We start from the raw sequence: 6605 nt of genomic DNA, 5'->3' as shown, positions 1-6605 counted from the left end.
GGGGTGTGCCGTCCCCCGCGGGTAGCGGTCCCGGGGTGCGCTGCGCGGCCTCCTGGGCCGGGGCCGTCGTTCCCGTGGCGGGCGGGGGCCCCGGGGGCAGGGCCGACACCCGCTCGACTATGGCGTCGCGGTGGTCGGCCAGCACCTTGGTGAGCCGGTCGAGGTCCCGCAGGAGCAGCCGGCCCAGGTCGCTCACGGCCCGCCGCAACTCGTCGCCCGCGGCGTGCAGTTCGGCCGTGACCGTCTCGCGCATGGTGTGCTCGAGGGAGTCGAGGCGGGCTTCGATGGCCGCCAGCCGCCGTTCCACGGGGTCGTCCTGGTCGTCGAGAGGGGCCCGGGCGGATGGCGCGTCGTGCCCAGGGCCGGCCGCCGCACCGGGTTGGGGGATGTCGAGCGGCGCAGGCGGCTGCCACGCGCCGTCTTCGGCCGGGGCCGGGGCGTCCATCGGGGGCCAAGCCTACCGGGCGACCGGCCCGCCCCCCTTGGATAGCCTCGCGGCCCAGGAGGGGTGGGCTGCGACCGTGACTGAACCATTGAGCCCGCCGCCGCGGGTGGCCGCCTTGGCCGGGGGCGTGGGAGCGGCCCGCCTCCTGAGGGGGATGGTCGACGTCGTGGCCCCGGAGGCCGTCACGGCGGTGGTCAACACGGGCGACGACGTGGTCCTGCACGGTCTCCAGGTCTGTCCCGACCTCGACACCGTCACCTACACGCTGGCGGGCGCCGTCGAGACAGGCCAGGGGTGGGGACTGGCGGGGGAGTCGTGGGCCACCATGGAGGCGCTGGGCCGCTACGCCCCGTCGGCCCCGCCGGGCTCGTCCGCCGGGGCCACGTGGTTCCGGCTCGGCGACCGTGACCTGGCCACCCACCTGTACCGCACAGGCCGCCTGGCCGAGGGCGCGGCGCTCTCGGAGGTGACCGGCGAGGTTGCGGCCGCCTGGGGGGTACGTGCCACGCTCCTGCCCATGAGCGACCAGCGGGTCGAGACCCGCGTCGACGTCGTCGGCGACGGTGAGATCGGGTTCCAGGACTACTTCGTACGCCGCCGCCACTCGGTGGTGGCCACCGGCGTGCGGTTCGCGGGGGCCCAGGCCGCGGCCCCGGCCCCGGGCGTGCTCGACGCCATCTCGGGAGCCGACGTGGTCGTGATCTGCCCGTCCAACCCCGTGGTCTCGATAGGCCCGGTGCTGGCGGTCCCCGGCATCGGGGCGGCGGTGGCCGCCCGGCGCGACCGGACGGTGGCCGTTTCGCCGATCGTCGCCGGTGCCGCCCTGAAGGGCCCGGCCGCCCGCCTGATGGCCGAGCTGGGCCACGAGCCGTCCGTGGTCGGCGTGGCCCGCCTCTACTGTGGGCTGGCGGCCACCCTGGTCGTCGACGAGCGCGACGCCTCCTTGGCGGATGCCGTCGAGCAGGCGGGGATGAGGTGCGTGGTGACGCCCGCGGTCATGCACGGGCGGGCGGAGGCGGCCGCCCTCGCCCGGGCCGTCCTGGCCGCCGCCGGGGCGCCGGTGGTCGCCCAATGGGGCGGGTTGAGCGCGACATCGTGAACGGTCTGCACATCTGGCCGGTCGTCGGCCTTCCCGAGGTGAGGCCCGGCGACCGGCTGGCCGAGCTCATCGCCGCCCGTGCCGAGCTGGCCGACGGTGACGTCGTGGTCGTCACCCAGAAGGTGGTGTCCAAGGCCGAGGGCCGGCTGGTCGACTGCCCGGCCGACGACGAGGCGGCTCGGATGGCGCTGGTCGAGGAGGAATCGGTGAGGTTCCTGCGCAGGGCCAACGGGCGCACGATCGTCGAGACGCACCACGGGTTCGTGTGCGCGGGGGCGGGGATCGACTTCTCCAACGTCCCGGGAGGCCAGGCCGCCCTCTTGCCCGTCGACCCCGACCGGTCGGCCCGGCGCATCCGGGACGGCCTGGCCGCCGTGTGCGGGCGGCGGGTGGCGGTGATCGTTTCCGACACGTTCGGGCGGCCGTGGCGGCGGGGGCTGGCCGACGTGGCCATCGGCTGCGCGGGCATCGGGGCCGTGCTCGACCTCAGGGGCACGACCGACCAGCAGGGCCGCGTCCTGCGGCTGACCGAGGTGGCCGTGGTCGACGAACTGGCTTCGGCCGCCGAACTGGTCATGGGCAAGGCGTCGGGGGTGGCGGCCGCCGTGGTGCGGGGCGTCGACCCCGACTGGCTGCGGGAGTCGTCGGTCCGGGCCGAGATCGTGCGCCGGCCCCACGAGGACCTGTTCCGGTGACCACCGCCCCCTCGGTGCCCGACGAGGCGCCCGCCCCGGTGGCCGGCGACGGTGCCGTTGACGCGCCGGCTGACCGGGGACGATGGCTCACGGCCGTCCGCCGCCGGCAACTGGCCACCGGTTCGGCGCTGCTCGGGCTGTTCACGCTCCTCTCGCTGGTCATGGCCTTTCCCGAAGTCGACAAATGGCGGACGGCCACCCCCGGCGACTACGGCGACCAGTTCCTCATCCAGTGGCTCATGCAGTGGGACGTCCACAGCCTGTTGAGCCGGTCGGACCCGCTGTTCCACCCCAACATCTTCTGGCCCAACCGCAACGTTCTGTTCTACAGCGACACCCTGCTGGCCATCGCCCCGGTCACCGCCGCTGTGGCCTGGCTCACCGACTGGACCATTGCCTACAACGTGGTCTACCTGTCGGGCTGGGTCATCTCGCTGGCGTCGGCCTACGCGCTGGCCCGCTGGGTGGGCGCCAGCCGGGCAGCCGCCGTGCTGGCCGGCATCGCCTTTTCGTTCGCCGCCGTCCGGCTGGGCCACTACAGCCACTTCCAGCTCCAGTTCGCCTATTTCGTACCGCTGACCGTGTGGTTGCTGCTGCGCTTCTTCGAGGAGAAGCGGTGGTGGCAGGCCGGGGCGGTGGGGATCTGCTGCGCGGCCGCCTTCCTCAACGCCGCCTACATCGCCCTCGTGCTCTACCCGACGGTGGCCGTGATCGTCGTGGGTTGGCTGCTGGCCGAGCGGGGCCGGCTGGGAGCCAAGGTCTGGGCCGGGCTGGCCTTGGCGGGGGTGGTCACGCTCGTGCTCACGGTCCCCTTCCTGCGGGAGTACCGGGCCATGGGGGTGTTCCTGTCCCGGGCCTACCCGCCCGAGGCGACCGTGACTCCCAAGAACTTCCTGTCACCGGCCCACGGCAGCTGGCTCTACGGCTGGATGCAGGACCTGACCGGTTCGCCCTTCGAGAACCGCCTCTTCTCGGGTTTTGCGGCCATGGGCCTGGGAGCGGTGGGCGGTGTGGCCGTGTGGAAGGGCCGTACGTGGCGGTGGCGGACCGCCCCCGTGACCGCGGCCGGCGCCCCGGGCGGGACCGGGCCGGGCTCGGGCGGGGATGATGCCGGGTGGGCCGGTGAGGGGGTTGAGGCCGGCTCCGACGGGGAAGTCGCCTCTCCGGCCCAGCCGCCCCCTTCGGCCATGGGGGTGGCCGCGGGTGCGGCGGGCGTGGCGGCGGGGCCGGCGGGGCCGGCGGGTGCGACGGCGGGGCCGGCGCCGGCGAGGACGGGCCCTACCGGGCCTGATCTGCGGCGACGGGGACTGCTGCTGTTCTTGCTGGCCAGCCTGGTGCCGCTGGTGTTGAGCTTCGGCAAGTACCAGTTCGTGTTCGGAAAGCCGGTGCCCCTGCCCTACCGGCTGATCGGCGGGCTGCCCGGGTTCGAGTCGGTGCGGGCCTTTGGCCGGTTCATCGTCGTGCCGTTGATGGCCCTGGGGCTGCTGGCCGCCCTGGGCTACGACCGGCTGGTGTCCAAACGGGGGGCACGGGCCCGGCTAGTCACCGCGGTGGTGCTGGGGTGCGTGATGCTGGCCGAGTACCGGGTCTCGCTGCACATGGCCCCACGGGTCGACCGTCCGGAGGTCATGGCCGTGAACCAGGCCTTGGCCCGGTTGCCGGACGGCCCGGTCGTCGAGCTACCCATGGCCGACAACCACGAGTGGACGTGGGCCTATATCGAGAGCCCCCGCATGGTGCTGTCGACCATCGACTGGAAGCCGCGTGTCAACGGGTACTCCGGCTACTCGCCCCCCGGCTACGAGAAGTCGGTCCGCCTGTTCAACAGCCTGGGCAACGGCCGGCCGGCATCGGCGGAGGCGCTGGCCTACATGGACCAGCTCCGGATCCGCTATCTGGTCGTCCGCATGGCCCCGCTCGACCGCGACCAGTCCATGCTGGGCCGCTCCTTCGTCGACGAGGAGGGGGCTGCCCGCTACGTGGCCGCTCTCCCCCCCGAACGCATCGAGTCCGTCAGCCGCGAGGGCGCGGCCCTGCTGATCCGCCTGCGCCCACCGCCGTAGGGGCACCGCTCTCGTCGAAGTAGAGCCACTTCGCCTGGAGACGCTCACCCGGGGGGTGGGACCAGTAGGCCGAGGGCCTCGGCGGTGGCCGCCAGCGGGCGCGTGGGCACGGCCGGGGGGCCACGGCCGTCAGGTCAGGGGACGGCCCGGATCGGTGAAGGGGGCCCCGTCGGGCTCGTCGGCGTTGCCCGAGATGCCCAGCCCGCCCCGGTGTGCAACCGGTGGTGGTGCGAGCACTGGGCCGGCAGGTCGTATGTTCGTCTCGTCAACCCCCGGCGCACTGGCCGGTGGTGTGGCCGGCGACGACGTTGTCGGCGTGGGCCGGGGGGGTGGGGTTGGAGAGGCAGACGAGGTGGCCGCCGATGAAGTTGGCGTAGATGTCGAACGGGGCGTCGCCCGCGTTGGAATTGGCGACGAGGTGGGAGCCGATGGTGTTGTGGCCCCGGAACTCGTCGATGAAGATGCTGCCCGCGCCGGGCTCACGGTCTCGCACTGTCACCGACCCACCCACGGTCGAGCCGGTGATCTCGAAATAGGTGGGCCACCGGCTCTCGATGTTGCGGGTGACCTCGACGTCCTCGTACAGAGCGACCGAGGCTCGCTGGGCAGCTATCGAACCGCGGACCACCGAGCTCTCCAGCTCGAGCGAGCCGCCGGGTTGGACGACGATCCCACCGATAACGGTCGTGCCGATCAGGTAACACTGGGACCCGGTAGGCACGACCACCGGTCCCTGCACGGTCTGGTCAACCACGCTGCCTGTACAGGTGGCGGCCGCACCCGCATGGCCGATCGCCACCAGTGATGTAGCACCGAACGCCAGCACCGAAATACCGGCTCGCCAAGTCCGCATATTGACCCGCCTCCCTCGGTGGCCGTAGCCACCCGTCCGTCGTTCCCAGGAGGCTATCGCGAGCCCCGGCCACCCGCGCTCCCCGCCTTGGCCAGGCGAAAGGCGATGAAGCCTGGCTGGCGGGTCAGCTTGTCGAAGTCGGCGGGGAAGGCAGTGGCCATCTCGGGCGCCGGTCGTGCCTCCTGGAGGGCCTCGATCACGAAGCCGGCCGTGAAGAACTGGGCGACGACCTCGGTCAGGGGCATGCGCCAGTAGCGGACGTGCCACCCCCGGTTCCAGGTCTCCTCGATGACCTCGGTCGTGAAGTAGCTCCCGCCGTGGATGGCCCAGTCGGCCGTGGGGTGGTGGGTCGATACCACCACCCGCCCCCCGGGTGCGAGGGCCCGGTAGACCTCGGCCAGGGCGCCGGCGCGATCGTCGAGGTGGTGGAGCACGAGGGCCATCACGATCAAGTCGAAGGAGCCGTCGGCCGCCCAGTCGAGAGGTGCCTCCAGGTCGTGCACCCGGAACTCGGCGGCTTCGGGGCAGCGCCGCCGGGCCAGGTCCACCATGGTGGCGCTGGCGTCGGCCCCGACCACCGCGGCCGCGCCCCGGTCGAGCAGTTCGCGGGCGTAGAAGCCGGGCCCACACCCGAGGTCGAGGGCCCGCAGACCCCGAACGTCCCCGCACAGGCCCAGGACCGTGGGACGGTCGTACAGCGCGTTGTAGGCCCCGGCGGCGGCGTGCTGCTCGAACTCGTGGGCGATGGGCTCCCAGTGGGGAACGGCCCCACTGCCTGTCACCGGGTTACCGGCTGCCGCCCGCTGCCCGCCCGCCGCCTACGGCGCGGCGCACTGGCCCAAGCTCGACCCGCCGACGTTGTTGCCGAAGTGCGTAATCGTCTGGTTGCCGCTGCAGATGAGGTTTCCCCGGATGTCGTTGCGGAGCAAGTCGACGCTGCTCGTCCCCCGGTTGTTGGTGGCGGCCAGGTTGCCGCCGATCTGGTTGCGGGGCCCGTAGAAGTCTTCGATGAAGATGGAGCCTGCGCCAACCGGGCGGTCACGGACGATGACCGAGCCGTCGACCCGGGCGCCGGACACCTCGACGTAGGTCGGCTGGCGGGCGTCGATGGAGTTCCAGACGTGAGCCCCGGGCAGGGCGGCCACGGTGCCGCCCGTAATGGTGACCGAGCCCCGCACCGTCGAGTCGGAGATGACGAGGGCGCCGGTGGACTGCACGATGACCGACCCGGTGACGACGGTGCCGTTCATGAGCTGGCACGTCTCGCCCGCGGGAACGACCAGCGGGCCGGTGAGCGCTTGTCCCGACATCACGGTCGTACACCGGGTGAGCGCCGATGCCGGCGATGCCCCCACCGCCGACGCGCCGACCATCACCCGCGGCTGCCAACGCTGCCCGAAGAGCCCTCATTGGTCCCCTTCCTCCGGTCCCACCGGCTCGCCTCCGGCGA

The 6605-nt window shown here is 72.9% G+C and carries 7 protein-coding genes; 3 read left to right on the top strand and 4 right to left on the bottom strand.

Annotation, left to right across the window (positions count from 1 at the left end; genetic code table 11):
• Nucleotides 1-445 (bottom strand): hypothetical protein (locus AB1673_12855; GenBank protein MEW6154860.1); only part of this gene is annotated, 445 nt, incomplete at its 3' end.
• Nucleotides 446-533: 88 nt separating this feature from the next.
• Between AB1673_12855 and cofD the strand changes: the two genes are divergently transcribed.
• From cofD to AB1673_12840, 3 genes are read left to right on the top strand one after another with little or no spacing between them, the layout of a single operon-like run.
• Entirely contained in the window at nt 534-1544 is a 1011-nt protein-coding gene (cofD, locus tag AB1673_12850; GenBank protein MEW6154859.1) for a 2-phospho-L-lactate transferase, read from the top strand.
• Nucleotides 1517-2239 carry a coenzyme F420-0:L-glutamate ligase gene (gene cofE / locus AB1673_12845; GenBank protein ID MEW6154858.1) on the top strand — a complete coding sequence of 241 codons (723 nt, stop codon included), beginning with the start codon at nt 1517-1519 and terminating at the stop codon, nt 2237-2239. Before cofD ends, cofE begins: the two co-directional genes overlap by 28 nt.
• Nucleotides 2236-4302: a hypothetical protein gene (locus tag AB1673_12840; GenBank protein ID MEW6154857.1), complete on the top strand. Its 2067-nt coding sequence runs from the start codon at nt 2236-2238 to the stop codon at nt 4300-4302. The genes cofE and AB1673_12840 overlap by 4 nt, the downstream gene beginning before the upstream one ends.
• 265 nt (nt 4303-4567) lie before the next feature.
• Here the strand turns inward: AB1673_12840 and AB1673_12835 are convergent, their stop codons facing one another.
• From AB1673_12835 to AB1673_12825, 3 genes are all read right to left on the bottom strand, one after another.
• The gene (locus AB1673_12835; protein ID MEW6154856.1) at nt 4568-5056 is read right to left on the bottom strand and encodes a hypothetical protein; all 489 of its coding nucleotides are present in this window, start codon (nt 5054-5056) and stop codon (nt 4568-4570) included.
• A gap of 152 nt (nt 5057-5208) precedes the next feature.
• Nucleotides 5209-5937: a class I SAM-dependent methyltransferase gene (locus AB1673_12830; protein MEW6154855.1), complete on the bottom strand. Its 729-nt coding sequence runs from the start codon at nt 5935-5937 to the stop codon at nt 5209-5211.
• 36 nt (nt 5938-5973) lie between these two features.
• Entirely contained in the window at nt 5974-6465 is a 492-nt protein-coding gene (locus AB1673_12825) for a hypothetical protein (protein MEW6154854.1), read from the bottom strand.
• Nucleotides 6466-6605: the final 140 nt, after the last annotated feature.

It is taken from the genome of Actinomycetota bacterium (assembly GCA_040754375.1).
Lineage (GTDB): Bacteria > Actinomycetota > Acidimicrobiia > Acidimicrobiales > AC-14 > JBFMCT01.
The sequence above is the reverse complement of the archived record's forward strand: the minus strand, read 5'-3'. Positions and strand labels throughout refer to the sequence as shown.

Bases quoted from the DNA above. Each gene is read 5' to 3' on its own strand.
- cofE (MEW6154858.1), top strand. From the start codon at position 1,517: ATGGGGCGGGTTGAGCGCGACATCGTGAACGGTCTGCACATCTGGCCG.
- AB1673_12825 (MEW6154854.1), bottom strand. From the start codon at position 6,465: ATGTCGGGACAAGCGCTCACCGGCCCGCTGGTCGTTCCCGCGGGCGAG.